The organism is Pseudomonas sp. PVC-5-1, assembly GCF_057444345.1.
Genome location: NZ_CM172024.1, coordinates 3273378 through 3298845, shown reverse-complemented (window position 1 = coordinate 3298845; position 25468 = coordinate 3273378). Strand labels below are relative to the sequence as shown.

Here is a 25468-nt window from a genome sequence, read left to right as displayed (position 1 = left end):
GCCGCCTACCGTGGACAACACTGCCTATCCCTTGCTCGCCAAGGACCCGCAACCCAGCCTGATGCTGGCCGGCGACGCCAGGCCGCTGGCACTCAACCCGGCGCTGCAGGCCTGGGTCGATGAAGGCCCGGCACTGGCCAGCTGGCTGCCGGGCAACTGCGCCGCCCTGGTGCGCGCCTGCCTGCGCCAGCGCCGGGCGATCGCCGATGTCGAGGTGCAGGTCGGTGAACGCATCGTGCTGTGGAGCTTCATCCCTGACGACCAGGGCCAGCAGGTGCTGGCGCGTGGCCGCGACGCCAGCGACGAGCGTCATGGCGCACGCGAGGCCAGCCGCGCCCGGCGCCTGTACCGGCTGATCATCGAGAACACCACCGACCTGATCTCCCGGCATAGCCCCGATGGCCGTTTTCTCGATGCTTCGCCGGCAGCATTCCGCCTGCTTGGCCTGTGGCCCGAGCAACTGCGCGGCATGGCCGTACATACCCTGCTGCACCCGCGCGAGCGCCGCCAGGTGCTGCGCCAGGCCGCCGCCGCCCTGGACCAGGACGGCTACCACACCATGACCTGCCGAGTGCGCCAGGCCGCAGGCGGCTACCGCTGGTTCGAAATCGCCAGCCGGGCCATCCGCGAAACCTACACCGGCACGGTGGTGGAGGTGGTCAGCGTGTCTCGCGACATCACCCTGCGCATCGAGGCCCAGGAAAGCCTGGCGCACAGTGCCCGGCTGGCCACCTTGGGCGAGCTGGCTTCGGGCATTGCCCACGAGATCAACCAGCCGTTGGCCGCGGTGGTCAACTATGCCAACGCAAGCCAGCGTTACCTGCTGGGCCTGGAGCGCGACCCGCAGGCCCGAGAGCGGGTAGGGCAGGGCCTGCAGCGCATCAGCGAACAGGCCACCCATGCCGCCGAAGTGATCCGCCGCCTGCGCGCCTTCCTGCGCAAGGGGCCGCGCCGCCTGCAGGCTCTGGACGTGGCCGAGGTGGCCGGCGAAGCCATGCGCCTGTGCGCCTGGGAAGCCGCGCGTGACCAGGTGGTGGTCGAGTTGCGCATGAGCGCGCAGCTGCCCTTGGTGTATGCCGACCGGGTACTGCTGGAGCAGGTGCTGTTGAACCTGTTGCGCAACGCCATCGATGCCAACCGCGAGCAGCATGGCGAGCGGCCGTCACGTATCCTGCTGGGCGCTGCGCGCGATGGTGATGGCGTGCTGGTCGAGGTGGCGGACCAGGGCCCGGGCGTGGCGCCCGAGTGCCTGGATGAAATCTTCACGCCGTTCACCACCAGCAAGGCCGACGGCCTGGGCCTTGGCCTGAGCATGAGCCGTAGCCTGATCGAAGGTTTTGGCGGCAGCCTGTGGGCGCGAGCCGGTGACAATGGCGGTCTGGTACTGTGCTGCCGCCTGGCGGTCAGCAGGGGGTAAGGGGAGATGGCGGTGCAAGCGAAGGTGTATGTGGTCGATGACGACCAGGGTATGCGCGACTCGACGGTGTGGTTGTTGCAGTCGGTGGGTTTGCAGGCCTTGCCGTTCGCCGGCGGGCAGGCGTTTCTCGACGCCTGCGTCGACGATGGGCCGGCCTGTGTGCTGCTGGATGTGCGCATGCCGGGGCTGGGCGGGTTGGCGGTGCAGCAGGCGATGCGCGAGCGTGGCCTGGGTTTGCCGGTGATATTCGTCAGCGGGCATGCCGATGTGCCGATCGTGGTGCGGGCATTCAAGGCCGGCGCCTGCGACTTCATCGAGAAACCCTACAACGACCAGTTGCTGCTCGACAGCGTGCAGGCCGCGTTGGAAAGCGCCGGGCGGGCACGCCAGGACGACCAGGCGCTGGCCCGGGTGCAGGCGCGCATCGATGGCCTGACCCCGCGCGAGCGCGACGTGTTCGTGCCGTTGGCCCAAGGGTTGAACAACCGCGAGATTGCCGAACGGCTGGGCGTCAGCGTGAAGACGGTGGACCTGTACCGGGGGCGGGTGATGAAGCGGTTGCAGGCCGATAGCCTGGCGGAGTTGGTGGGCATGGCCATTGCCTGCGGGGCGGTGGAGGCACTGGGCCTGCGAACACCGTAGCAGGCCTTGACGCATGGCCCTGTAGGAGCGGCCTTGTGTCGCGATGGGGCGCGAAGCGGCCCCAGGTTTTGTGCCCCAACAGAAATTGCGGGGCCGCTTTGCGGCCCATCGCGACACAAGGCCGCTCCTACAGGGGGGCGCAAGGGGCAGAAATCATGAAATTTTCCATAGCAACCTAATCAAAGCTTTGACATTCACTGCCTAGGCAGTAATATTTCCACACAATTACCCGAGCAGTCTCCGATGGCCCATTTCTCTCCCGAAAACTTCCAGACCTGCGCCATCGGCATGCTGCTTGGCCGGGCGGCGATCCTGAAGGACCGCATTCTCGACTGGCACCTCGAATCCGAAGGCGTCACCGCCGCGCAGTTCAAGGTGCTGATCATCGTCACCCAGTACCAGGTGGACACCCCGGCCGAGCTGTGCCGGTACCTGGGCCTGGACAGCGGATCGATGACCCGCATGCTCGACCGCCTCGAGCAGAAGGAGCTGATCGTGCGCAACCGTTGCGCCGACGACCGTCGCCAGGTGCGCCTGGCGCTTACCGCCGATGGCCAGCGCCTGGCTGACCGCCTGCCGGAAATCGGCGCGGCGGCCATGAACGAGCTGTGCGGCGCGCTGGCACCCGAAGAGCTCGCGACCCTGGAAGGCCTGCTGGCCAAGGTCCTGCTCGCTGCCGGCGACCCGTTGACGATCCGCCGCTTCGGCGATCATTGATCCCTGTCACGAATTATCCAAGGTATTGCCATGGCCACTCCCGCAGACACCCCGACTCCCTCCGCCGCGCCCGAACCGTCGCGCAAGCGCAAGGCCTGGCTGCTTGGCCTGGTGTTGCTGCTGATTCTTGCCGGCGTCGGAGCCTGGGCCTGGTACAGCCTGGTCGGGCGCTGGCACGAAAGCACCGACGATGCCTACGTCAACGGCAACGTGGTAGAGATCACCCCGCTGGTCACCGGCACTGTCACCAGCATCGGTGCCGATGACGGCGACCTGGTCCACGCCGGCCAGGTATTGCTGCAATTCGACCCGGCCGACAGCCAGGTGGCCTTGCAGGCCGCCGAAGCCAGGCTGGCGCGCAGCGTGCGCCAGGTGCGCGGGTTGTACAGCAACGTCGACGCGCTCAAGGCCCAGCTGGAAACCCGCCAGGCCGAGCTGCGCAAGGCCCGCCAGGACTTCAACCGGCGCAAGGTACTGGCCGACAGCGGCGCGATAGCTGCGGAAGAATTGTCCCATGCCCGCGACGACCTGAGCGTGGCCGAGGCCGCCGTCAACAGTGCACGCCAGCAGCTCAGCACCAGCAGCGCACTGGTCGACGACACCGTGGTGTCCTCGCACCCCGAGGTGATGGCCGCCGCCGCCGACCTGCGCCAGGCCTACCTCGACCATGCCCGCACCACCCTGGTGGCACCGGTAACCGGCTACGTTGCCAAGCGTACCGTGCAGCTGGGCCAGCGCCTGCAACCGGGTACCGCGACCATGGCGGTGATCCCGCTGGACCAGGTGTGGATCGATGCCAACTTCAAGGAAACCCAGCTGCGCGACATGCGTATCGGCCAACCGGTGCAGATCAGCGCCGACCTGTACGGCAGCGAGGTCAAGTACAGCGGCACGGTCGACAGCCTTGGCGCTGGTACCGGCAGCGCCTTCGCCCTGTTGCCGGCGCAGAATGCCACCGGTAACTGGATCAAGATCGTCCAGCGCGTGCCGGTACGCATCCACCTCAGCCCCGACCAGCTCAAGGACCACCCGCTGCGTATCGGGCTGTCCACCGTGGTCGAGGTCGACCTGCACGACCAGAGCGGCCCGACCTTGGCCCTGCAGCCACCGCAGCAGGCCAGCTATACCACCCAGGTGTATGACCGCCAGCTGGTCGAAGCCGACAACCTGATCGCCCGGCTGATCCACGAAAACAGCGCAACCGGCAAGACGGCCCAGCGATGAGCAACAACGCTGCTGCCCAGTTCACGCCGCCGAGCCTGCTGCTGACCACCATCGGCCTGTCGCTGGCGACGTTCATGCAGGTGCTCGACACCACCATCGCCAACGTGGCCTTGCCGACCATTTCCGGCAACCTGGGGGTGAGCTACGAGCAGGGCACCTGGGTCATCACCTCGTTCGCGGTGAGCAACGCCATTGCCTTGCCGCTCACCGGCTGGCTCAGCCGACGGTTTGGCGAGGTGAAGCTGTTCATCTGGGCCACGCTGCTGTTCGTGCTGGCCTCGTTCCTGTGCGGTATTGCCCAGTCGATGCCGGAGCTGGTCGGTTTTCGCGTGTTGCAGGGTGTGGTGGCCGGGCCGTTGTACCCGATGACCCAGACTTTGCTGATCGCCGTCTATCCCCCGGCCAAGCGCGGCATGGCCCTGGCGCTGCTGGCGATGGTCACGGTGGTGGCGCCGATTGCCGGACCGATTCTCGGCGGCTGGATAACCGACAGCTACAGCTGGCCGTGGATCTTCTTCATCAACGTGCCCATCGGCCTGTTCGCCGCCGCCGTGGTCCGCCAGCAGATGCGCACCCGGCCGGTGGTCACCAGTCGCCAGCCGATGGACTACATCGGCCTGCTGACGCTGATCATCGGCGTTGGCGCCTTGCAGGTGGTGCTGGACAAAGGCAACGATCTGGACTGGTTCGAATCGTCGTTCATCATTGCCGGAAGCCTGGTCTCGCTGGTGTTCCTGGCGGTGTTCGTGATCTGGGAACTGACCGACCGTCACCCGGTGGTCAACCTGCGCCTGTTCGCGCACCGCAACTTCCGCGTGGGCACCATCGTGCTGGTAGGGGGCTATGCCGGGTTCTTCGGCATCAACCTGATCCTGCCGCAGTGGCTACAGACGCAGATGGGCTATACCGCTACCTGGGCCGGCCTGGCGGTGGCGCCGATCGGCCTGTTGCCGGTGCTGATGTCGCCGTTCGTGGGCAAGTACGCGCACCGCTTCGACCTGCGTGTGCTGGCCGGGCTGGCGTTCCTGGCGATCGGCAGCAGCTGCTACATGCGTGCCGGGTTCACCAGCGAGGTGGACTTCCAGCATGTGGCGCTGGTGCAGTTGTTCATGGGTATTGGCGTTGCGCTGTTCTTCATGCCGACCTTGAGCATCCTGCTGTCCGACCTGCCACCGCAGCAGATCGCCGATGGCTCGGGCCTGGCGACCTTCCTGCGTACCTTGGGCGGCAGTTTCGCGGCGTCGCTGACCACCTGGATCTGGATTCGCCGGGCGGACCAGCACCATGCCTACCTGAGCGAGCACATCAGCCAGTTCGACCCGGCCACGCGGCATACCCTGGAGCAGCTGGGCGGGGCCAGCCCGCAGAGCTATGCGCAGCTGGAGCAGATACTCAACGGGCAGGCGTACATGATGTCGACGGTGGACTACTTCACCCTGATGACCTGGGTGTTTGCCGGGTTGATCCTGCTGGTGTGGTTCGCCAAACCGCCCTTTACCGCCAAGGCGGGGCCGGCGTCGGCAGGGCACTGAGCCGGGCCAGAACAAGGCCCAGGCTCTTTGCCAAATGCCATGTCAGGCACTCGCTGCTGCGTACCAGGGCCGCTGCATGCGCAGCACCAACCGGTCGATTTGCGGCACCAGCAGGTTGCCGGCCAGCACGGCGAAGCAGAGGCCATCGGCGTAAAGGCCGAACTCGCGAATCAGCTCGGTCAGCGTGCCGACGGTCACGCCGAAGAGGATGCGACCGGCGCGGGTATCGGGGCTGGTGACCGGATCGGTGGCGATGAAGAAGGCGGTGAAGAGATAGCCGCCGAGGCTGAGGTTGTAAACGGCTTCCTGCAGGCTGTGGCCGGCAGCCATGCACAGCAATACTGTGCTCGCGATCATCGCCAGCGGAATCTCGATACGGATCACCCGCAGCGAAGCCAGCAGCAAACCGCCGGCAATGTAGCCGAACCCCGAAAGATTGTGGGTGATATGGGTGAACTCGTTCTGCGCCAGTTGAGTGGCGCCGGCGAACGCATCGAGCTCCAGGCGTGGCACCAACTGTAGCTGTTGCAGCAGAACCGCCTTGGCGTCCAGGGTTGCGGTCCAGGGGGCATGGTTCGATGGCGCGGGGTACAACTGCTGATAGAAGCAGATGGCAACCACCCCCAGGCCAACCATGGCAGGGTTGAGACGGTTGCGACCAAGGCCTCCACTGGCGTGCTTGCACAGTGCCAGAGCAGCAAAACTGGCCAGGGCGATCATCCACAACGGCACCATCAGCGGCAATGCCCGAGCCAGTATCAGGCCCAGCACCAGCCAGCTGAGGTCGCTCAAACCCTTGCGTACGTCATGCCCGCGCAGGCGCAGCAGGGCGGCTTCGAAGCCCAGGGCGAACAGCACGCACCAGAACACCTGCAACCAGACCACGACGCCGAATTGCCAGGCATACAGGGCGGTGCCCGGCAGCAGGCACAGGACGACCAGCAGCATCACCGTGCGCAGCCGTTGCGGGATGGGGTGGCGTATCAGGCTCATGCGCGGACCTCCGTCTTGCTTTGGCGGAAGCGTTCGCGCAGCGGGATATTGCTTGGGCAGATGCTGCTGCAGCTGCCGCATTCGATGCAGGCGTCCAGGCGCAGTTCCTGCAGGCTGGCCTTGTCCAGGCGCTCGGCGGCAGCGTAGAGGTCCAGCGGCCGCAGCGACATCGGGCAGACATCCACACAGCGCGTGCAGCGAATGCAACTGCTGGCGGGGCGAGCAGCCGGCAGGTAGCGCTCGGCGCCGAAAATCAGGCAACTGCTGGTCTTGCTGACGAAGGCGTTGGCGTCCGGTAGCGGCTGCCCCATCATCGGGCCTCCGACCTGGGTCAACTGCCCTGTGGGGGACGCGCCAGCAATCGCGCGCAGTTCGCTGACCGGGTAACCCACCGGCACCCGCACATTGCCGGGGCGCTCGCAGTCACCGGTCAGTGTCAGCACGCGGCTGGTCAGTGGTTCGTCCTGGAAGACGGCCCGGCCCAGCGCGTAGAGCGTTGCGACATTCAGGGCGAGGACGCCGATATCGGCGGGGCGGCTCCCCGGGGCCAGGTTGCGGCCACTGAGGCTCTTGATCATCAACGGCTGCCCACCTGCTGGGTAACGCTCCGGAAGTGGACAAATCTCGACCCGGGTGCGCGCCTGGCGTGCGGCGGCACGTAACGTGGCCATCGCCTCCGGTTTGTTGGTTTCGATGCCGAAACGGGTTGCCGTTATTCCCAGCAGCGCGGCGACATAGTCGGCGGCCTCGATCAACGCTTCGGCATTTTCACGCATGAGGCGGTCATCGCAGGTAAGGAAGGGCTCGCATTCGGCACCGTTGATCAGCAGCAGGTCGGGCTGCTGTGCGCCGGCCAGCTTGAGGGCCGTGGGGAAACCCGCACCACCAAGGCCGACTATGCCCATCTGCAATGCGTGCTCGACCAGCGCCTCTGGCGTTTGCGGCAGGCCCGGTGCCGGGCGTTCGAGCCACTCGTCCAGGCCATCTGCGTTCAGGATGACGGCCATGACTGGTTCGGCCGAGTCGGCCGCGAAGACGTGATCGATCCGGTCCACGATGCCGGAGGTACTGGCATGCACCCAAGCGGTGGTGTTGTCGCCAATACCGATCACTTCGCCCTTGCGCACATGCTGCCCCGGCTGCACGCAAGGCTGGACAAACCGCCGACCCCGCCCGAGCGGAATCGCCAGCTGGATTTTACCGACCACGACCGGGGCAACCGTCGTGGCGTTGGATAGTTCCTTGTATCCCCTGAGCTCGATCCCTCCGTGCCAACTACGCTGAGAGGATGAGGCGATGGCCAGCAGACGGCGCCAGAAAGGTTTCTGTTGCGGCTGACGCTGGGCGCGGATGCGGCTCTGCAGGCGTTCGACGCTCTGCAACGAATGGCTAGACATGTAATGTCCTCCAATTTTTGGGCAAAGAACGCCCCTGTGCGCTTATGCACATGGTTGTTTTATTGCTTCCGGGACGTTAAGCGGAAAGGGAGGGGGATGAATGATCACCCGCGCAGATCAGAGTGTTCGAAGAGGAGTTTGTTCGGTTTTTGACCAGGTTTGCTGATGAACGGTAGGCCAATTGCCATCTCGCAACTCTGGTGAAATAGCCTGCGCCGCGAACGGGCGGCCAGAGTCTGCGAGGTGTCCAATGATGCGCGCAAGCCTGCTGGTGATGCTGGTGACGTTGCTGTATGGCTGCGGCGACAGGATTGAACGCTTTGGCGGGCCGACCATGGGGAGTACGTATTCGATCCAGTACGTACCCACTGCACAGACGCCCGATTCGCGGCAGGTAAAGGCCGAAGTCGAGCTTGTTCTCCAGGCCCTCGACAAGCAGTTCTCCAACTGGCGCGGCGATTCCGTGGTTTCCCGCTTCAACAACCTGCCGGCCGGCGCCTGTCAGGCAGTGCCGCAAGAGATGCAGCAATTGCTGGCGTACGGTGTTTCTCTGTTCCGCCAGAGTGGCGGGGCTTTCGACCTGACGGTTTTGCCCTTGATGAACCTCTGGGGCTTCGGCCCACAGTCACGCGGCAGACAGGTGCCGGATGCCAGCACGCTGGCGCGGGAGCAGGCACGGGTAGGCCTGCAGCACTTGCACCTGGATGGAGAAAAGCTGTGCAAGGATGTGGCGGCGCAGCTGGATTTCGACAGCATGCTCGCCGGTTATGCAGTGGATCGGGTGGGTGACAGGCTTGCGGCCCTGGGTATCCAGGCCTATCTGGTCGAGATCACCGGCGAACTGAAGGGGGTTGGCCGCAAACCGGATGGCTCGCCCTGGCGCATCGCCCTCGAGGTACCGAGTGGTGGGGGCGAACAGCAAGTGGAGCGCGCCATCGCCCTGGATGGCTACGGCGTTGCCACCGCCGGCGATTACCGCAACTATTTCGAGGAAGGTGGCCAGCGTTATTCGCACACCTTCGATCCCCGTGTCGGCAGGCCGGTCAAGCACGCGCTGGCGGCAGTGTCGGTGGTCGACCCTTCGGTGTTGCGTGCCGATGCCCTGGACACACTGTTGATGGTGCTGGGCCCGGAGGAAGGCTATGCCTTCGCCGAGCGGAATGAAATCGCTGCCTACTTCATCATGCACCAGGGGCTGGGTTTCGTTGCGCGGGCGACGCCGCGGTTCGAGACGTTGTTTCCCGGGCAAGGCAAACCCACGCAGTAGCAGAAGGAAAGGTCATTCCCACGCGCTGCCTTTTCCCCTATTGTCGATGCTCCCTTTCCAAACGATTGGCAGACCCATGGAGCAAGTCATAGTCATCACCGGTGCCAGCCGCGGCATCGGCGCCGCCACGGCGCTGCTGGCCGCCCGTCAGGGCTACCGCATCTGCATCAACTACCACGCCGACGACCAGGCCGCCGAGGACATCCTCGGCCAGGTCCGAGCCCTGGGCGCCAAGGCCATCACCGTGCGCGCCGACGCCAGTGTCGAGGATGAGGTCATCCAGCTGTTCCAGCGCGTTGACGAAGAACTCGGCCCGGTCACCGCGCTGGTCAACAACGCAGGCACCATTGGCCAGCAAAGCCGGGTCGAGGACATGTCCGAGTTCCGCCTGCTCAAGGTCATGAAGACCAACGTCGTCGGCCCCATGCTCTGCGCCAAGCACGCACTGAAGCGCATGGCACGCCGGCACGGCGGGCCGGGCGGGGCCATCGTCAACGTGTCGTCGGTGGCCGCCCGCCTGGGCTCGCCCAACGAATACGTGGACTATGCCGCTTCCAAGGGCGCCCTCGACACCTTCACCATTGGCCTGGCAAAGGAAGTGGCAGGCGAGGGCGTGCGGGTAAATGGTGTGCGGCCAGGCTACATCCATACCGGGTTCCACGCGCTGTCGGGCGACCCCGACCGGGTCAGCAAGCTCGAGCCCGGCTTGCCCATGGGCCGCGGCGGGCGCCCGGAGGAAGTGGCCGAGGCCATCCTCTGGCTGCTCTCGGACAAAGCCTCGTACTCCACCGGCAGCTTCATCGACCTGGGCGGCGGGCGCTGAACGCGCCGGTCAATCCTCCAACAGCGTGCGTACCCGTTCGGCCAGCACTGCCAGCTCGAACGGCTTGGTCAGCACCTCAGTGCCTTGCAACAACTGGCCGTCACTGAGCGCCGCGCTTTCGTCGTAGCCGGTGATGAACAGTACCTTGAGGTCGGGGTGGCGCTCGCGGCAACGTTCAGCCAACTGGCGGCCATTCAGGCCGCCGGGCAGGCCGATATCGCTCAACAGCAGGTCTGGCCGCTCGCCAGCTTGCAGATGGGCGAGGGCAGCCGGGCCGTTCTCGAATGCATCGACCCGATAACCCAGTTCTTCCAGCACCTCGCAGACGACCACGCGCAAGGCGGCCTGGTCTTCGACCAGCAGGATACGCTGCGTGGCGCCGCTGCTTTTTTCCAGCAGTGTGTGCAGTGGCCTGGGTGCCGGGGCTTCGGGGTGCTGGTGGTGGCGGGGAAGCAGCAGCTCGATGCGGGTGCCTTCGCCAGGTGTCGACAACACCCGTAGCTGCCCGCCCGACTGGCGCACGAAACCATAAGTCATCGACAAGCCCAGCCCAGTGCCCTGGCCCATGGGCTTGGTGGTGAAGAACGGGTCGACGGCGCGCTCGGCCACCTCCGCCGACATGCCCTTGCCGTTGTCGCTGATGCTCAGCCGTACGTATTCGCCAGCTGGCAGTTCCAGTGCACGGGCTTGCTGGTCGTCGAGCAGCAGGTTGTCACCGAGGATATCGATCACGCCGCCGGCAGGCATGGCATCGCGGGCATTGATGCACACGTTGAGCAGGGCGCTTTCCAGTTGCGGCGGGTCGATGAAGGTCGGCCATAGCTGGCAGGGGAATTGGCTGGTCAGGGTGATGGAGGGGCCGATGGTGCGGCGCAGCAGCTCTTCCATGCCGCCCACCAGCGTGGCCACCTGCGTGGAGCAGGGCTGCAGGGTCTGCTGACGGGAAAATGCCAGCAGCCGGTGTACCAGCGAAGAGGCCCGCTGCGCCGAGCCGCTGGACAGCTTCAGCAATGGCTCCAGGGCGTCGAAACGGGATTGCTCCAGGCGTTGGCGCATCAGCTCCTGGGCACTGAGGATGCCGCCCAGCAGGTTGTTGAAGTCGTGGGCGATGCCGCCACTGAGCTGGCCGACCGCTTCCATCTTCTGTGCCTGGCGCAGGGCTTCCTCGGCCTTGGCCTGTTCTGCCAGTGCCGCATTCACCCGTTGTTCCAGTTCCTCGTTCAGGCGCTGCAGGGCCTGCTCTGCCCGTCGGCGTGCAGTGACGTCCTTGAACAGTACCGCCACCTGGCGCTTTTCGGCAGGCTCTACGCGGAAGGTGGTCACCGACAACACATGGCCGGTGGCGACCAGTTCCTGCTCGAAATGCAGCGGCTCGCCCGTGCGCAGCACCGCGCCATAACGGGCGACCCAATCGTCGGCCTCATCGGGCACCATCTCGCGCAGTTTCTGCCCGACCACGTTGGGGATGCCGGCGTGCTTGGCATAGGCCGCATTGGCCAGCACATGCACATAGTCGCTCAGTGGGCCGTGCGGGCCGTCGAAGAACTCGATGATGCAGAAGCCTTCGTCCATGGTGTCGAAGAGCGAGCGGTAGAAGTCCTGATCGTGTTGCTGATGGCTTGCCAGGCGGGCTTCCAGCAGCGCGTTCTGTTGCTGCAGGGCTTCGACTTGTTGGCGCAGTGAAAGCAGGTCGCGGGAGGGCATGCCGACGTCCGACAGTGGATGAAGCCCAGACTTTAGCGTGTTCGGCAACAGGCGAATAGCCAGTCAACGCGGGTGTGACGCAATGCCCAACAGGCGCTCGATCCGTTCGCCGAGGGTGTTCAGGTCGAGGGGTTTGTGCAGCAGTTCGGTGCGCCTGCCGGGCCGGGCACAGTGCACCGTTTCGGCAGTTTCGTAGCCGGTAATCAGCAATACCGGGGCATCCGCCACAAGGTCCTGGCAGGCCTCTGCAAGCTGGTAACCGTCGAGTCGCCCAGGCAGGCCGACATCGGTGATCAGCAGGTCCGGTGGCGGCCCTTTCTGCAACGATTCCAGAGCCCGGTGGCCACTCTCGAAAGCCTGCACCTGATAGCCCAGTTCCGTCAGCACTTCGACCAGTACCAGGCGCAGGGCCGGTTGGTCCGCCACCAGCATGATCCGGTGCATCCGCGGCTGCAACGTCGCGGTGGCGGATGTGGCTGGCTCGCCGTGGCCGGTTGCGCAAGCGCTCTGGTCACGGGGCAGGTACAGGTGAACGCAAGTGCCTTGCCCGGTGACGCTGTCGATCAGCAACTGCCCCCCGGACTGGCGAACAAAACCATAGGCCATGGACAATCCCAAGCCAGTGCCCTGGCCCAGCGGCTTGGTGGTGAAGAAGGGCTCGAAAGCGTGTTGCAGCACCTCACTGGGCATGCCCACGCCGGTGTCCTCGACACGAATGTGCAGATAGTGCCCCGTCGGCAGGTCCAGGCGCTTGGCCTCGGCCGCTGCGAGATCGGCGTTTTCACAACCGATGCGCAAGGTGCCGCCCAGCGGCATGGCGTCACGGGCATTGATGCACAGGTTGAGCAGAGCGTTTTCCAGCTGCTGCGGATCGATGCGGATCGACCATTGCGCGGCCAGCGTGCGGTCCTGGAAGTCAATGTGCGGGCCGGTCGAGCTGCGGATCAGGTCATGCATGTCGGCGACCAGGCGGTGCACATCCACCGCTTGTGGCATCAGCGTCTGTTGGCGCGAAAAGGCCAGCAACCGCTGCACCAGCGCTGCGGCGCGCATTGCGTTGCTGCGGCCGAGCCCGAGCATGCGGGCGGTGTCGGCAAGGCGTTGCTCGCCCAGGCGCTGCTCTGCAAGCTCCAGCGCGCCAAGCAGGCTACCCAGCAAGTTGTTGAAGTCGTGGGCGATGCCGCCGGTCAACTGGCCGACCGCCTCCATTTTCTGCGACTGGCGCAGGGCCTCTTCGGCCTGGCGCAGGCGTTCCTGCTCGGCCATGCGCTCGGTGATGTCATAGGCGAACAGGTACCCGCCCTGGACTTGCTGTTGTGCATCGAGCAATGGGTGATAGCGGATTTCGTAATGGCGGGGGGCATCGGAGGGGCCGAGTGAGATAGTGTCGATGAAGGCTTCGCCGGCCAGCACGCGTGGCCACACCGGTGCCAGGCGGCCCATGATGTCAGGGTGGTTGAGCAGAATTTGTGGCACGTAATCGCCGATCTGCGGCACGAAGCCCCGGTAATGCTCGAAGGTTTCCCGGGCCGTGCGGTTGATCGCGACCAGGCGCATCTCGCTGTCGGCGGCAAACACGTTGGCCCGGCTGTTGTCGAGCAGTTCGCCCAGTAGCTGGATGTGGGCCTGTGCAGTGTCGTCGCGCTCTGCCAGGCGAGCTTCCAGTTCTGCGACACGCGCTTGCAGTTGTGCCAATGACGGGAGCGAGTCTGCTTGCATGGCGAGGGCCCGGTGAGCGGATCAAGCAACTATAGCCGCCTGCCGGGGCGCCAGTCATCAGAACGAGCGGATGATCCGCCCCAGGGTTTCCATGGCCCGTTCGGCATCCTCATGCCAGGGGCTGCCGTAGTTCAGGCGGATGCAGTTGCCGAAGCGCCGGGTGGGCGAGAAGATCGGCCCGGGGGCGATGCTGATGCCTTGGGCCAAGGCCATGTGGAACAGCTTGAGGGCGTCCATCTGTTCGGGCAGCTCCAGCCACAGGAAGTAGCCGCCGGACGGTTGGCTGACCCGCGTCTGCGCCGGAAAGTGCCGGGCGATGGCCGCCAGCATGTTGGCCTGCTGGCCTTCCAGGGCATAGCGCAGCTTGCGCAGGTGGCGGTCGTAGCCGCCGTGCTGCAGGTAGTCGGCGATGGCCGCCTGCGCCGGCATCGAGGCGCACAGCGAGGTCATCAGCTTGAGCCGCTCGATCTTCTGTGCAAAGCGCCCGGCTGCCACCCAGCCGATGCGGTAGCCAGGTGCCAGGCTCTTGGCGAACGAGCCGCAGTGCATCACCAGCCCCTGGGTGTCGAAGGCCTTGGCCGGTTTGGGTGCCTGTTGCGCGTAGTACAGTTCGGCGTACACGTCGTCTTCGATCAATGGCACCTGATGACGCGCCAGCAGCTCCACCAGTGCCTGTTTTTTCGCCTCCGGCATGCTGGCGCCCACCGGGTTCTGGAAGTTGGTCATGCACCACACGGCCTTGACCGGGTGTTTCTCCAGCGTTTGCGCCAGCACGCCCAGGTCCATGCCTTCGCGCGGGTGCACAGGAATTTCCACGGCCTTTAGCTTGAGACGCTCCAGTACCTGCAGGCAGGCATAGAAGGCGGGGGCTTCGATGGCCACCAGGTCACCGGGCTGGGTGACGGCCTGCAGGCACAGGTTCAGGGCTTCCAGCGCGCCGTTGGTGATCAGCAGCTCCTCCATCGGCAGCATCAGCCCGCCAACCATGTAGCGCAGGGCAATCTGCCGGCGCAGCTGCGGGTTGCCGGGTGACAGGTCGGTCACCACCATGCGCGGGTCCATGCTGCGGCTGGCGCTGGCCAGCGAGCGCGACAGGCGTTGCAGCGGAAACAGCTCGGGGCTGGGGAAGGCCGAGCCGAACGGCACGGTGTTGGGGTCCTTGATCGAGTCGAGGATCGAGAACACCAGCGCGCTGACGTCGACATCGGTGGACTCGCTGACCGGCTGCAATGCCTGCGGCTCGCTGAACTGGCGCGGGGCGTGGGCATTGACGAAATAGCCCGAGCGCGGCCGGGCGCGGATCAGCCCGCGCCGCTCCAGCAGGTAGTAGGCCTGGAACACGGTGGACGGGCTGACCCCGTGGGTCTGGCTGGCATAGCGCACCGAGGGCACGCGCTGGCCGGGGCCCAGCACCCCGGAGCGGATCAGTTCGGCGATGTCGTCGGCAAAGCGTTCGTAGCGTTTCATTCTGGCCTTCTGTCGAAGCCTGGCAGGCAAGGTGGAATCAGTGTAAGGGATCAACGGTTCATCGGCGCGACGAAGCGGCTGTGGGCCACGCTGCGGATGGCGGGGTCGTCGCGCTCGCTGATTTCGAAGCTCAGCGTCTGCGAGCTGCTGGCCGGGCGCTCGGCGAGCATCGCCACCGACACCGGCAGTTCACTCATTTCACCGGCCGGGATCACGAAGGAGGTCTTGCCCTGCAGGCTGAAGCCGTCGGCGTCCAGCAGGCGCAGCTCATAGTGCCGGGTGCTTTCGGTCTTGTTGATGACCTTGAGCAGGTAGATGTTCTCGATCTGGCCCTGGGCATTCTCGCGGAACAGGCCGCGGTCCTTGATCACGTCCAGCGACACCATCGGGCGCAGCTGCAAGGCCACCACCAGTGCCGCGATCATCACCCCAAGCGCGGCGGCGTAGCCCAGCAGGCGTGGGCGCAGCCAATGGGTGGTGCCACCTTGCAGGCTGCGTTCGGACTTGTAGCCGATCAGGCCACGGGCGTAGCCCATCTTGTCCATTACCCCGTCACAGGCATCGATGCACGCCGCACAACCGATGCACGCCATTTGCAGGCCGTCGCGGATATCGATGCCGGTGGGGCACACCTGCACGCACAAGGTGCAGTCGATGCAGTCGCCCAGGCCCTGGGCGCGGAGGTCACTGCCTTTCTTGCGTGGGCCACGGGCTTCGCCGCGACGCGGGTCATAGGCGACCGCCAGGGTGTCCTTGTCGAACATCACGCTCTGGAAGCGTGCATAGGGGCACATGTGCAGGCACACCGCTTCGCGCAGCAAGCCGGCATTGATGTAGGTGGCGGCGGTGAAGAACAGCACCCAGAACAGCGCGACGCCGCCCAGTTGCAAGGTGAACAGTTCCGCGGCCAGTGGGCGGATCGGGGTGAAGTAGCCGACGAAGGTCAGCCCGGTGAGCACGCCAATGGCCAGCCACAGGCTGTGCTTCAGCGTGCGACGGGCCAGTTTGTTCAGGCTCCAGGGCGCGGCGGCCAGCTTGATGCGCTGGTTGCGGTCGCCCTCGGTGACCTTTTCGCACCACATGAACAGCCAGGTCCAGGTGCTTTGCGGGCAGCTGTAGCCGCACCACACGCGGCCGGCATACACGGTGATGGCGAACAGGCCGAAGGCGCAGATGATCAGCAGCGCCGACAGCAGGATGAAGTCCTGCGGCCAGAAGGTGGCGCCGAAGATGTGGAATTTGCTGTTGCCCAGGTCCCACAGCACGGCCTGGCGGCCGTTCCAGTTCAGCCAGGCGGTGCCAAAGAACAGCACGAACAGGGCGCCGGCGAAGCCGATGCGCAGGTTGCGGTACAGCCCGGTGAAGCTGCGGGTATGGATGCCATTGTCGGCGCGGCGTGGCTGGGGGCTGGCTGGGGCGGTGGCGATCTCTGTAAAAGGGATTCTATCGTTCATGGCTCGGTGCTCATCAGGCCTCGATCAGGCATGAGCACTATGGCCCTGAGGCTGTTATCAGCACAGACTCAGATTTTGCGATAAAAACCGTATCAGATTTCCCGGCAGGCCCCGCCAGGCCTCAGATTACCGAGCCTGGCGTGCTGGCCTTCAGATGCCTGCGGCTATCCACCGCACCTGCCACAGTCAGTGCATCGGCCTCGGCTTCGGTGATGGGCACACGCTGGCCGGCGAGCAGGGCCACGGACATGCGCAGCTGTTCGTCGGTGACGATTTCGATGGACGGGCCATCACCCTCGATGCGCAGGTCTTCGGCGATCAGGGTGCAGCGGCGGGTGGTTTCGTCGATTTCAATGGGCATGGAGTGGTCCTCCTGGGGGTGGTTACAGGGTGGACCGTGCTGAGGGGAAGGTTGCTGCATCAGCAGGCTGAACGGCACTTTGTCATTTGTTCGGGGGTCAACCCTTGCAGATGGCAGGCCTGGCCTCTTCGCGGGCCGGGCCTGACAACACAATGCTCCACATGGGAAGAAAGCAATGGACCTCATCTGGCAAGCAATCCAGGCCGAATTCGCCGATATCACCGACGAGCGCGAGGTCACGCAAATCCTCGTACGCCTGCTGATGGCAGCCCTGCTTGGCGCTGTGCTGGGCTTCGAGCGCGAGCACAAGGGCAAGGCCGCCGGGGTGCGTACGCATATGCTGGTTTCGCTGGGCGCCGCGCTGTTCGTGCTGACACCGAGCATGGCCGGGGCCGACGAGCAAGCGCTGAGCCGGGTGATCCAGGGCATTGTCGCCGGTATCGGTTTTCTGGGTGCGGGCACCATTCTCAAGGGTAACGGCCAGGACGCCAGCCATGTGAAGGGCCTGACCACTGCTGCCGGGTTGTGGATGACCGCCGCCATCGGTACGGCAGCCGGCATGGGCCGCGAAGCCACGGCGTTGATCAGCACGATACTGGCCCTGCTGGTGCTGGGCACGATGCCGTTGCTGGTGGACAAGCTCGAAGGGCAGGATGAGGGAAAGCAGGAGGAGGAAGAGGGCAGGAAGCACTGAGGGGAGCCGAAGCTCCCCTCAAAGCGTTGTTGCCTGCTCTTTTTTTATTATTGGGACCGGCCTGTTTTTGTTTTTGTCAGCCTGTCCTGGTGTTGCGGGCGACCCCCATGCGGGGTCAAGAGCAAACGTATTTTTTTGAGCGCTGACCTGCTTTCATCATTGCTGATCCGAACTGGCTGCCGCTACCTGGAGGTAGTTTTATTGTTCTGTGCCAGACCGCGGGGCGTACCCCTGAAAAGCGTGTCGACTCCAAAAAAATCTGCTTGCTACGCCTCTGCCGTGTTGTTCTTGTTATGTCAGAGCCGTTACCTGTTGTTTTTATTGGGTGTCACATTCTTTTTGTTGTTGTACCAGAGATATAGCAGGGTGCGTGCCAACTTTTTCAAACCCTTTAAAATCAAGCACTTGGCGATTTCGGTCGAAATCGACCGGCCTGAAATTCTGCCGATTTGTTTCCCTGTTACCCGATTTTTTGCTGCAAAACGTGGGGGCGGTAACACTTCACCCACACCAATGTGACACCCGTATGACTTATTGCGCGCTGCGCGCCCGTGCTACCCGCGACCCGTTGTCGCGGCCCAGCACGCTGCTGATGCGGCGGCCGGCGGCGATCAGTCGGTCCAGGTCGATGCCGGTTTCAATGCCCAGCCCCTGCAGCAGGTACACCACGTCTTCACTGGCGATATTGCCGGTAGCGCCTTTGGCATAGGGGCAGCCGCCCAGCCCGGCCACCGAGCTGTCGAACACGCTGATGCCTTCGAGCAGGCTGGCATACACGTTGGCCAGGGCCTGGCCATAGGTATCGTGGAAGTGCCCGGCCAGTTGCTCGCGCGGTACCTGTGCCGCGACCACCTCGAACAGGCGCCGGGTCTCGCCGGCGGTACCGGTGCCGATGGTGTCACCCAGCGATACCTCGTAGCAGCCCATGTCGTGCAGGGCACGGGCCACCGGGGCGACCTGCTCGGCGCTGACCTTGCCTTCATAGGGGCAGCCGAGCACGCACGACACATAGCCGCGCACGCGCACACCGTGGTTGCGCGCGGCTTCCATGATCGGCTCGAAGCGCTTGAGGCTGTCGCTGATCGAGCAATTGATGTTGCGTTGCGAGAAGGCTTCGGAGGCGGCGGCGAACACCGCCACTTCCTTCACGCCGGCGGCCAGGGCGTCCTCGAAACCGCGCAGGTTGGGGGCAAGCGCCGCATAGGTGACACCCGGGCGCTGGTGGATGCCGGCGAACACTTCGGCGGAGCCGGCCATTTGCGGCACCCACTTGGGCGAGACGAAACTGCCCACTTCGATATAGGCCAGGCCCGCTTCGGTGAGGTCGTCCACCAGGCGCACCTTGTCGGCGACGCTGATGGGCTGGGCTTCGTTCTGCAGGCCGTCGCGGGGGCCTACTTCGACCAGGCGGACGTGTTTGGGCAAGGACATGGCGGGTTTCCTGTGGCGTTCAGCGGTTGTCTTTGTTGTTCAGGGTGGCGGCCAGGGCTTGTTCGCAGCGCTCCTGGGCGGTGTCCAGCTCCAGCTGCATCTGGTGGATGTCGAGCATCTGCTGTTCCAGCTGGGCGCGGCGCTCGGCGATTTTCGCCAGCATGCTGTTGAGCTGCTTGAGGTTGCCGCTGGAGGGGTCGTACAGTTCGATCAGCTCGCGGCATTCGGCCAGCGAAAAGCCGATGCGCTTGCCGCGCAGGATGAGTTTCAAACTGACTTTGTCACGCGCCGAATAGATACGCTCCAGGCCACGGCGCTCGGGGCTCAGCAGGCCCTGTTCCTCATAGAAGCGGATGGCGCGGGTGGTGATGTCCAGTTCGCGGGACAGGTCGGAAATGCTGTAGGTCTGGGTGCTCATGCTGGGGCTCGGCGTGGGGTATGCGGGTATCCTGAGGGCAGGTTGACGTATACGTCAAGCAGGGGCGCGGAATGTGTGTTGCCTGTACCGGCCTCTTCGCGGGCAAGCCCGCGAAGAGGCCAGCACAGGCGAAAAAATTACTCAGACAACCCCGACCTGCGATACCCATTCGGTGTCTGCCCACTCAACCGCTTGAACCACCGGGCAAAATAGGTGGGGTCGGTAAACCCCAGGCTATCCGACAACTGCCCGATGCTCATCCGCGTATAGATCAGGTTGCGCCGGGCCTCCAGCAGCAACCGCTGGTGCACCACCTGCAGCGCGGTCTGCCCACTCAGTGCCCGGCACAGCTGGTTCAACTGCAGACTCGGAATATTCAACCGCGCGGCAAAATCCTCCACCGACAGGTGCTCACGGTAATGCGCCTCGACCAGGCGCAGGTACTGCCCCAGCAAGTGGCGGTCACGTTCATCGCGGTTGCGCGGTGCCTGCACCAGCTGCTGGCGGCGGCTGATCCACACCATCAGCGCCGTCACCAGTGCTTCGAGCAAGGCCGCCCGCGCCGGGGCGTTGCCCTGGTACTCCTGCTGCAGGGTGTCGATCAGGCTGCGCAGATGCACCCGGTCCCGGCCCAGCGGGTAACACGCCGCCTTCGCCAGTACCGCCAGCGGCGCGCCCAGGCGCTGCTCCAGGTTGGCCACCAGTGCCGTGCCAAAGGTCAGCACATGCCCCTGGATATCGGCGCTGAAGCGAAAGCCGTGCACGGTCATCGGCGGTACCACCTGGATTGCCGCTTCGCTGATGGCGCTGCGTACCCCCTCGATCTCCACTTCGGCCCGGCCGCGTTGCACATACAGCAACTGGAACAGCTCGGCGTGCTGGTGCGGTTTGATTTCCCAGTGATGCAAACGGCTACGTGCCGGGATCGACTCGCAGTGCAGCAGGTCGGTGCCGGGCCAGGCCTGGTTTTCGCCGTACAACTTGAACAAGGGGACACCGGGAAGGGTGGATTTCATGCGTGCAGGCCTGTCCGTTAATCGAACGTTTTTTGTAAAAGTGCAGGTTATGCATGGGATAGCACACTTCAATGGCTGTTTTTGCCAGTAAAAATGCAAGGGCAAACCCTAACAGCAGATGCCGCCCCACTGCCAGTCCAGGGCCGGCATCGTCCGCACAGAGACAACAACAATGAAAACTCAGGTCGCAATTATTGGTGCAGGTCCGTCTGGCCTGCTGCTGGGCCAACTGCTGCACAAGGCCGGTATCGATACCGTCATCGTCGAACGCCAGACGCCCGAATACGTGCTTGGCCGCATCCGTGCCGGGGTGCTGGAGCAAGGCACGGTCGACCTGCTGCGTGAAGCCGGTGTGGCCGAGCGCATGGAGCGTGAAGGCCTGGTACACGAGGGTGTCGAACTGCTGGTCGGCGGGCGCCGCCAACGCCTGGACCTCAAGGCCCTGACCGGTGGCAAGACGGTGATGGTATACGGCCAGACCGAAGTCACCCGTGACCTGATGCAGGCACGTGAAGCCAGCGGTGCGCCGATCATCTATTCGGCAGGCAATGTCCAGCCGCACGAACTCAAGGGCGAACGGCCCTACCTGACCTACGAAAAAGACGGCCAGATGCACCGGGTGGACTGCGACTACATTGCCGGTTGTGACGGCTTCCACGGTGTCTCGCGGCAGAGCATCCCCGAGGGCATCCTCAAGCAGTACGAGCGGGTCTACCCGTTTGGCTGGCTGGGCATGCTGTCAGACACGCCACCGGTCAACCACGAACTGATCTACGCCCACCACGAACGCGGTTTCGTGCTATGCAGCCAGCGTTCGCACACCCGTAGCCGCTACTACCTGCAGGTGCCGCTGGACGAGCAGGTGGAGGCGTGGCCCGACGAGCGCTTCTGGGCGGAGCTGAAGGCACGCTTGCCCGAAGACGTGGCTGCGCGCCTGGTGACCGGCCCGGCCCTGGAGAAGAGCATCGCGCCGCTGCGCAGCCTGGTGGTCGAGCCGATGCAGTATGGCCACCTGTTCCTGGTAGGGGATGCTGCGCATATCGTCCCGCCGACCGGCGCCAAGGGCCTGAACCTGGCAGCATCGGATGTCAACTACCTGTACCGGATCCTGGTCAAGGTGTACCGCGAAGGGCGCACCGACCTGTTGCAGCAGTATTCGCCGCTGGCCCTGCGCCGGGTGTGGAAAGGCGAGCGCTTCAGCTGGTTCATGACCCAGCTGCTGCATGACTTCGGCAGCCACAAGGACGCCTGGGACCAGAAGATGCAGGAAGCCGACCGCGAGTACTTCCTGACCTCGCCGGCGGGGCTGGTGAACATTGCCGAGAACTATGTAGGGCTGCCGTTCGAAGAAGTGGCCTGAGGTCCTGTGCTGCTTGTCCTGGCCTCATCGCCGGCAAGCCAGCTCCCACCTCGACCGCATCGGCCTCGAGCCAGGCGCTATCCCTGTGGGAGCTGGCTTGCCGGCGATGAGGCCAGGACAGGCAACACAGGACAGTTGCATCTACAGGGACCGCGCATGGCTTGGAGTCGATGCGGTCCTGGTGGGAGCTGGCTTGCCGGCGATCACGGGCGAAGCCCGTGCCATGCAACCTTGCCTAGCGGGCCAGTAACGCCTCCATCTCCCGATACCCCCGCTGCCGCGCATGCTCCAGCGCGGTCACCCCATCTTTGTCGGCAATCTGCCGATCCGCCCCGGCCGCCAGTAGCCGGCGCACGATCTCCACATGCCGCGGCCCGCCGTCACCGAGGATCACCGCCTCCAGCAGCGCAGTCCAGTGCAGGCGGTTGAGATGGTTCACGTCCACCCCGGCATCGATCAGCAACTGCACGGTCTCGACATGCCCGCGTTCGGCGGCGGGTATCAGCGCAGTGCCTCCATACCGGTTGGTGCTCTTGAGGTCGGCACCGTGGCTCAAGGTCAGCCTCAGGATGTCGTTCAGGCCACGAGCCCCGGCATACAGGTACGGGCTGTCGTCGATGTTGTCCTTGGCATTCACATTGGCACCGGCCTCGATCAGCGCTTTCGCGGCCGCAATGTGGTTGCCGTGGGTGGCCACCAGCAGGGCAGTGCGCCCTTGCTCGTCACGGCTCTCCAGCTGCGCACCTTGTGCCAGCAGTTGTTGCAGGGTGCGCACATCATCGTGACGGGCAGCGTTGTGCAGGCGGTTGTCCATGGCAGTGCTCTCGGCGTGGGCGGCAAGGCTGGTGCACAGGGCGAACAGCATCGCAGCAAGTAGTGAACGCATGGGGCAGGCTCCTCGATGACCTGCCCGCATCCTAGAAAAAACACGCCAGGGCTTGAAGTTAAGTTTGCGCATGACAGACAGTGCCGTGCTGAATAGGTAATGGCAGGAAGCACAACGATGACATTCTCCACCCCCCTGATGGGCGCCTTGTGCCTGGTAGCTGCCAGTGGCTGGGCCTGTGCCGACCAGGTGCTGCCCGCGCCACCGGAACTGGCCTCCGGCTACCGCACTGGCCTGCAGCCGGTGCATGCCAGCCGGCACATGGCCGCAGCTGCCAACCCGCTGGCCAGCGAAGCGGGGCGGGCGATGCTGCGTGCCGGTGGCAGCGCCATCGACGCGGCCATCGCCATGCAGATGGTGCTGACCCTGGTCGAACCGCAATCCAGCGGCATTGGCGGCGGGGCGTTCATCCTCTACTGGGACGGCCAGCGCGTGCAGGCCTTCGATGGCCGCGAGGCAGCCCCGGCGGCGGTCACGGAAAACTTGTTCTTGCAAGCCGATGGTTCACCGATGCCGTTCAGGACGGCGCAGATCGGCGGGCGTTCGGTGGGCGTACCAGGGGTTCTGCGTGCCCTGAAGCTGGCCCATGAGCAGCACGGCAAGCTGCCCTGGCGCGACCTGTTCGCCCCGGCCATTGCGCTGGCGCGCAACGGTTTCGCGGTTTCCGAACGCCTTCACACCCTGGTGGCGGGCGACCCGTTCATTGCCCGCTCACCCGCCATGGCCCGCTACTTCCTGGATGAACAGGGCAAGCCACTGGCGGTGGGGACTACCTTGCGCAACCCCGAGCTTGCGCAAACCTTCGAGCAGATTGCCGAGCAGGGCCCCGAGGTGTTCTACAGCGGCGAGATCGCCGAAGCCATCGTCGCGCAGGTGCGCAGCCATGCCAATGCCGGCTACCTGTCGCTGCAGGATATGCAGCAGTACCGAGCCAAGGTGCGCGAGCCACTGTGTGGCCCCTACAAGGCCTGGCGCATCTGTGGCATGCCACCGCCATCGTCGGGCGGGGTGACGGTGCTGCAGACCCTGGGCATCTTGGAGGCACTGCAGCGGGCTTCGCCACAGCGCGACCTTGCCGCCATGCGGCCGCTGCGCACTTCGACCGTTGCCGGGCTGGAAGCCCCGCCGCTGGCCGTGCACCTGGTTGCCGAGGCAGAGCGCCTGGCCTATGCCGACCGCGCCCAGTACCTGGCCGACAGCGATTACGTGCCGGTGCCGCTCAAGGCCCTGACCGACTCCACATACCTGGCCAGCCGCGCCGCGCAGGTCGGCGAGTACAGCATGAAGCGCGCCCGCCCGGGCCAGCCGCAGGGGGCCGACCTGGCCCTGGCGCCTGACCGTTCGCCGCTGCGCATTTCCACCTCGCACCTCAGCGCGGTGGATGACCGCGGCCAGGCCCTGGCCATGACCACTTCGGTGGAAGCAGCGTTCGGCTCGCACCTGATGGTCAAGGGCTTCTTGCTCAACAACCACCTGACCGACTTCTCGTTCATCCCCCGGGAACAAGGCAAGCCCGTGGCCAACCGGGTGCAACCGGGCAAGCGGCCGCTGTCGGCCATGGCGCCGACCCTGGTGTTCTCGCAAGCTTCCGGCGAGCTGGTGGCCAGCCTGGGCTCGCCCGGCGGCTCGCAGATCATCGGCTACGTGAACAAGGCGCTGATCGGCCTGCTGGATTGGCAGCTCGACCCGCAGCAGGCCGCCGGCCTGCCCAACTTCGGCAGCCGCAATGCCGGCACCGAAGTAGAGGCGGGTTTGGCCAGCCCGGCACTGATCCGGCAGTTGGCAGCCTGGGGGCATGAGGTGACGCCGATGATCATGACCAGTGGCATGCAGATCATCCAGCGCAGTGGCGAGGGTTGGTCGGGTGGTGCCGACCCTCGGCGCGAAGGCGTGGCAGTCGGCGACTAGCGGTGTGCGTTGCGGTGCAGCAGGTGGCGTGATAGAAGTCAGTCTTGCCATTCAAAAGTTGAATACCAAGATGTCCATCAGCGTGAAATCGAATAGGGCCCTGTTCGACCTCGACCTGCTGCGTGCCATTGTCGTGGTGGCCGATTGCGGCAGCTTCACCACGGCTGCTGCGCGCCTGCACTCCACCCAATCGACCATCAGCCAGAAGGTGCGCCGCCTGGAGGATATGGTTGGCCACCGTCTGCTGGTGCGTGGCAATCGCGACGTGCTGCCGACCGACGCCGGGCAGACCCTGCTCGGCTATGCCCGGCACATGCTGGCCCTCAACGACCAGATGCTCGAAGCCTTGGCCGGGGCGATGGTTGGCATGACCGTGCGCCTTGGCGTGCCCGAGGACTTCGTGGGCGGGCGTACCACCAATGCGCTGTCGGCGTTCAGCCGGCTGCACCCGCAGGTGAAGCTGGAAGTGACCAGCGGCCTGTGCCGCGACCTCAGCCAGGCCTACGACAACGGTGAGCTCGACCTGGTGTTGCTCAAGCAGCGGCGCAATAGCCGCGAAGGCGTGGCCTGCTGGCCCGAGCGCCTGCAGTGGATCGACAGCGCGCGCACGCCCGCCTTCGAACTGGACCCGATCCCGCTGGTGACTTTCCCGCCCCGCGGCCTGTACCGCGACGACATGATTACCGCCATCGAAGGCATGGGCCGGCGTTGGCGCATCAGCTTCACCAGTTCCAGCCTCAGCGGCATCCAGGCAGCGGTCGCCGATGGCATGGGCATCAGCCTGCTGCCGCCACGGGCGGCGACCGGCGAGCATCGGGTGCTCGGTGCGGAGCAGGGGCTACCTGAGGTCGACAGCTATGAAATCGTCATCGTCCACCGGCCGACGGCGGATGTGATGGTCAAGGCGCTGGCCGAGGTGATGACGCAATTGCTTGCGGGTGGCGGGATCTGACAGGGTTGGGGCCGCTTTGCGGCCCATCGCCGGCAAGCCAGCTCCCACAGTGTTTGCGTATGGCTTGAGGCCAATGCGGTCGAGGT

General features: G+C 65.0%; 22 protein-coding genes. 11 read left to right on the top strand and 11 right to left on the bottom strand.

Annotated elements, in window-relative coordinates; all coding sequences use genetic code 11:
• Nucleotides 1-10 precede the first annotated feature (10 nt).
• The 5 genes from AC2T3R_RS14920 (at nt 11) to AC2T3R_RS14900 (ending at nt 5532) form a co-directional block, all read left to right on the top strand.
• The gene (locus AC2T3R_RS14920) at nt 11-1417 is read left to right on the top strand and encodes a sensor histidine kinase (protein ID WP_191472576.1); all 1407 of its coding nucleotides are present in this window, start codon (nt 11-13) and stop codon (nt 1415-1417) included.
• Between the two features lie 6 nt (nt 1418-1423).
• Nucleotides 1424-2059, top strand: a complete 636-nt coding sequence (locus AC2T3R_RS14915; protein WP_054573537.1) for a response regulator transcription factor — start codon at nt 1424-1426, stop codon at nt 2057-2059.
• 243 nt (nt 2060-2302) lie between these two features.
• Nucleotides 2303-2776 carry a MarR family winged helix-turn-helix transcriptional regulator gene (locus AC2T3R_RS14910; RefSeq protein WP_486743848.1) on the top strand — a complete coding sequence of 158 codons (474 nt, stop codon included), beginning with the start codon at nt 2303-2305 and terminating at the stop codon, nt 2774-2776.
• A 30-nt stretch (nt 2777-2806) separates the two neighbouring features.
• Nucleotides 2807-4000, top strand: coding sequence for an HlyD/EmrA/EmrK family protein (locus AC2T3R_RS14905; protein WP_054573535.1), 1194 nt, complete (start codon nt 2807-2809; stop codon nt 3998-4000).
• The gene (locus AC2T3R_RS14900; protein ID WP_013972942.1) at nt 3997-5532 is read left to right on the top strand and encodes a DHA2 family efflux MFS transporter permease subunit; all 1536 of its coding nucleotides are present in this window, start codon (nt 3997-3999) and stop codon (nt 5530-5532) included. Before AC2T3R_RS14905 ends, AC2T3R_RS14900 begins: the two co-directional genes overlap by 4 nt.
• A 42-nt stretch (nt 5533-5574) precedes the next feature.
• On the opposite strand, the gene AC2T3R_RS14895 is transcribed toward AC2T3R_RS14900, so the two are convergent.
• Together AC2T3R_RS14895 and rsxC are read right to left on the bottom strand one after the other, a co-directional pair.
• Nucleotides 5575-6525 carry an RnfABCDGE type electron transport complex subunit D gene (locus AC2T3R_RS14895; protein ID WP_015270657.1) on the bottom strand — a complete coding sequence of 317 codons (951 nt, stop codon included), beginning with the start codon at nt 6523-6525 and terminating at the stop codon, nt 5575-5577.
• Nucleotides 6522-7922, bottom strand: a complete 1401-nt coding sequence (rsxC, locus tag AC2T3R_RS14890; RefSeq protein WP_015270656.1) for an electron transport complex subunit RsxC — start codon at nt 7920-7922, stop codon at nt 6522-6524. The genes AC2T3R_RS14895 and rsxC overlap by 4 nt, the downstream gene beginning before the upstream one ends.
• 250 nt (nt 7923-8172) lie before the next feature.
• On the opposite strand from rsxC, the gene AC2T3R_RS14885 reads away from it, so the two are divergent.
• Together AC2T3R_RS14885 and AC2T3R_RS14880 are read left to right on the top strand one after the other, a co-directional pair.
• A complete protein-coding gene (locus tag AC2T3R_RS14885; RefSeq protein ID WP_043935679.1) occupies nt 8173-9189 on the top strand; it encodes an FAD:protein FMN transferase in 1017 nt (338 codons plus the stop codon).
• Nucleotides 9190-9265: 76 nt separating this feature from the next.
• Nucleotides 9266-10012, top strand: coding sequence for an SDR family oxidoreductase (locus tag AC2T3R_RS14880; protein WP_024087260.1), 747 nt, complete (start codon nt 9266-9268; stop codon nt 10010-10012).
• A 9-nt stretch (nt 10013-10021) separates the two neighbouring features.
• Here the strand turns inward: AC2T3R_RS14880 and AC2T3R_RS14875 are convergent, their stop codons facing one another.
• The 5 genes from AC2T3R_RS14875 to AC2T3R_RS14855 all read right to left on the bottom strand — a co-directional run bounded on the left by AC2T3R_RS14875 (nt 10022) and on the right by AC2T3R_RS14855 (nt 16717).
• Nucleotides 10022-11716, bottom strand: a complete 1695-nt coding sequence (locus AC2T3R_RS14875) for a response regulator (protein ID WP_486743847.1) — start codon at nt 11714-11716, stop codon at nt 10022-10024.
• A gap of 63 nt (nt 11717-11779) precedes the next feature.
• Nucleotides 11780-13435: a PAS domain-containing sensor histidine kinase gene (locus tag AC2T3R_RS14870; RefSeq protein ID WP_031324575.1), complete on the bottom strand. Its 1656-nt coding sequence runs from the start codon at nt 13433-13435 to the stop codon at nt 11780-11782.
• 57 nt (nt 13436-13492) lie between these two features.
• A complete protein-coding gene (gene mapR / locus AC2T3R_RS14865) occupies nt 13493-14902 on the bottom strand; it encodes a GntR family transcriptional regulator MpaR (RefSeq protein ID WP_013972935.1) in 1410 nt (469 codons plus the stop codon).
• Nucleotides 14903-14952: 50 nt separating this feature from the next.
• The gene (gene ccoG, locus AC2T3R_RS14860; RefSeq protein WP_039614218.1) at nt 14953-16356 is read right to left on the bottom strand and encodes a cytochrome c oxidase accessory protein CcoG; all 1404 of its coding nucleotides are present in this window, start codon (nt 16354-16356) and stop codon (nt 14953-14955) included.
• 121 nt (nt 16357-16477) lie between these two features.
• Complete coding sequence (locus AC2T3R_RS14855; protein ID WP_013972933.1) at nt 16478-16717, bottom strand: DUF3203 family protein; 240 nt, start codon at nt 16715-16717, stop codon at nt 16478-16480.
• Nucleotides 16718-16892: 175 nt separating this feature from the next.
• Between AC2T3R_RS14855 and AC2T3R_RS14850 the strand changes: the two genes are divergently transcribed.
• Nucleotides 16893-17411 (top strand): MgtC/SapB family protein, encoded by a 519-nt coding sequence (locus AC2T3R_RS14850; protein ID WP_015270650.1) that lies wholly within the window; start codon nt 16893-16895, stop codon nt 17409-17411.
• Between the two features lie 531 nt (nt 17412-17942).
• Here the strand turns inward: AC2T3R_RS14850 and AC2T3R_RS14845 are convergent.
• The 3 genes from AC2T3R_RS14845 to AC2T3R_RS14835 all read right to left on the bottom strand — a co-directional run bounded on the left by AC2T3R_RS14845 (nt 17943) and on the right by AC2T3R_RS14835 (nt 20276).
• Nucleotides 17943-18842: a hydroxymethylglutaryl-CoA lyase gene (locus AC2T3R_RS14845; protein ID WP_015270649.1), complete on the bottom strand. Its 900-nt coding sequence runs from the start codon at nt 18840-18842 to the stop codon at nt 17943-17945.
• A 19-nt stretch (nt 18843-18861) separates the two neighbouring features.
• Complete coding sequence (locus AC2T3R_RS14840) at nt 18862-19260, bottom strand: MerR family transcriptional regulator (protein ID WP_013972930.1); 399 nt, start codon at nt 19258-19260, stop codon at nt 18862-18864.
• 137 nt (nt 19261-19397) lie between these two features.
• Nucleotides 19398-20276: a helix-turn-helix domain-containing protein gene (locus tag AC2T3R_RS14835; protein ID WP_191472583.1), complete on the bottom strand. Its 879-nt coding sequence runs from the start codon at nt 20274-20276 to the stop codon at nt 19398-19400.
• A 172-nt stretch (nt 20277-20448) separates the two neighbouring features.
• On the opposite strand from AC2T3R_RS14835, the gene pobA reads away from it, so the two are divergent.
• On the top strand, nt 20449-21636 hold the full coding sequence (gene pobA / locus AC2T3R_RS14830) for a 4-hydroxybenzoate 3-monooxygenase (RefSeq protein WP_410953388.1): 1188 nt from the start codon (nt 20449-20451) through the stop codon (nt 21634-21636).
• Between the two features lie 235 nt (nt 21637-21871).
• Here pobA and AC2T3R_RS14825 read toward each other — a convergent pair whose 3' ends face one another.
• On the bottom strand, nt 21872-22522 hold the full coding sequence (locus tag AC2T3R_RS14825; protein ID WP_410953639.1) for an ankyrin repeat domain-containing protein: 651 nt from the start codon (nt 22520-22522) through the stop codon (nt 21872-21874).
• Nucleotides 22523-22639: 117 nt separating this feature from the next.
• Between AC2T3R_RS14825 and ggt the strand changes: the two genes are divergently transcribed.
• Together ggt and AC2T3R_RS14815 are read left to right on the top strand one after the other, a co-directional pair.
• Entirely contained in the window at nt 22640-24430 is a 1791-nt protein-coding gene (gene ggt, locus AC2T3R_RS14820) for a gamma-glutamyltransferase (protein ID WP_486743846.1), read from the top strand.
• Between the two features lie 70 nt (nt 24431-24500).
• Nucleotides 24501-25382 (top strand): LysR substrate-binding domain-containing protein, encoded by an 882-nt coding sequence (locus AC2T3R_RS14815; protein WP_015270644.1) that lies wholly within the window; start codon nt 24501-24503, stop codon nt 25380-25382.
• Nucleotides 25383-25468 lie beyond the last annotated feature (86 nt).

What these genes read in the sequence shown, in the direction of transcription:
- AC2T3R_RS14875 (WP_486743847.1), bottom strand. Translation starts at nt 11,716, where the DNA reads ATGCCCTCCCGCGACCTGCTTTCACTGCGCCAACAAGTCGAAGCCCTG.
- AC2T3R_RS14885 (WP_043935679.1), top strand. Translation starts at nt 8,173, where the DNA reads ATGATGCGCGCAAGCCTGCTGGTGATGCTGGTGACGTTGCTGTATGGC.
- AC2T3R_RS14905 (WP_054573535.1), top strand. Translation starts at nt 2,807, where the DNA reads ATGGCCACTCCCGCAGACACCCCGACTCCCTCCGCCGCGCCCGAACCG.
- mapR (WP_013972935.1), bottom strand. Translation starts at nt 14,902, where the DNA reads ATGAAACGCTACGAACGCTTTGCCGACGACATCGCCGAACTGATCCGC.
- AC2T3R_RS14855 (WP_013972933.1), bottom strand. Translation starts at nt 16,717, where the DNA reads ATGCCCATTGAAATCGACGAAACCACCCGCCGCTGCACCCTGATCGCC.
- AC2T3R_RS14815 (WP_015270644.1), top strand. Translation starts at nt 24,501, where the DNA reads ATGTCCATCAGCGTGAAATCGAATAGGGCCCTGTTCGACCTCGACCTG.
- AC2T3R_RS14895 (WP_015270657.1), bottom strand. Translation starts at nt 6,525, where the DNA reads ATGAGCCTGATACGCCACCCCATCCCGCAACGGCTGCGCACGGTGATG.
- pobA (WP_410953388.1), top strand. Translation starts at nt 20,449, where the DNA reads ATGAAAACTCAGGTCGCAATTATTGGTGCAGGTCCGTCTGGCCTGCTG.
- AC2T3R_RS14910 (WP_486743848.1), top strand. Translation starts at nt 2,303, where the DNA reads ATGGCCCATTTCTCTCCCGAAAACTTCCAGACCTGCGCCATCGGCATG.
- AC2T3R_RS14915 (WP_054573537.1), top strand. Translation starts at nt 1,424, where the DNA reads ATGGCGGTGCAAGCGAAGGTGTATGTGGTCGATGACGACCAGGGTATG.
- AC2T3R_RS14845 (WP_015270649.1), bottom strand. Translation starts at nt 18,842, where the DNA reads ATGTCCTTGCCCAAACACGTCCGCCTGGTCGAAGTAGGCCCCCGCGAC.
- ccoG (WP_039614218.1), bottom strand. Translation starts at nt 16,356, where the DNA reads ATGAACGATAGAATCCCTTTTACAGAGATCGCCACCGCCCCAGCCAGC.
- AC2T3R_RS14900 (WP_013972942.1), top strand. Translation starts at nt 3,997, where the DNA reads ATGAGCAACAACGCTGCTGCCCAGTTCACGCCGCCGAGCCTGCTGCTG.
- rsxC (WP_015270656.1), bottom strand. Translation starts at nt 7,922, where the DNA reads ATGTCTAGCCATTCGTTGCAGAGCGTCGAACGCCTGCAGAGCCGCATC.
- AC2T3R_RS14870 (WP_031324575.1), bottom strand. Translation starts at nt 13,435, where the DNA reads ATGCAAGCAGACTCGCTCCCGTCATTGGCACAACTGCAAGCGCGTGTC.
- ggt (WP_486743846.1), top strand. Translation starts at nt 22,640, where the DNA reads ATGACATTCTCCACCCCCCTGATGGGCGCCTTGTGCCTGGTAGCTGCC.
- AC2T3R_RS14835 (WP_191472583.1), bottom strand. Translation starts at nt 20,276, where the DNA reads ATGAAATCCACCCTTCCCGGTGTCCCCTTGTTCAAGTTGTACGGCGAA.
- AC2T3R_RS14840 (WP_013972930.1), bottom strand. Translation starts at nt 19,260, where the DNA reads ATGAGCACCCAGACCTACAGCATTTCCGACCTGTCCCGCGAACTGGAC.
- AC2T3R_RS14850 (WP_015270650.1), top strand. Translation starts at nt 16,893, where the DNA reads ATGGACCTCATCTGGCAAGCAATCCAGGCCGAATTCGCCGATATCACC.
- AC2T3R_RS14880 (WP_024087260.1), top strand. Translation starts at nt 9,266, where the DNA reads ATGGAGCAAGTCATAGTCATCACCGGTGCCAGCCGCGGCATCGGCGCC.
- AC2T3R_RS14825 (WP_410953639.1), bottom strand. Translation starts at nt 22,522, where the DNA reads ATGCGTTCACTACTTGCTGCGATGCTGTTCGCCCTGTGCACCAGCCTT.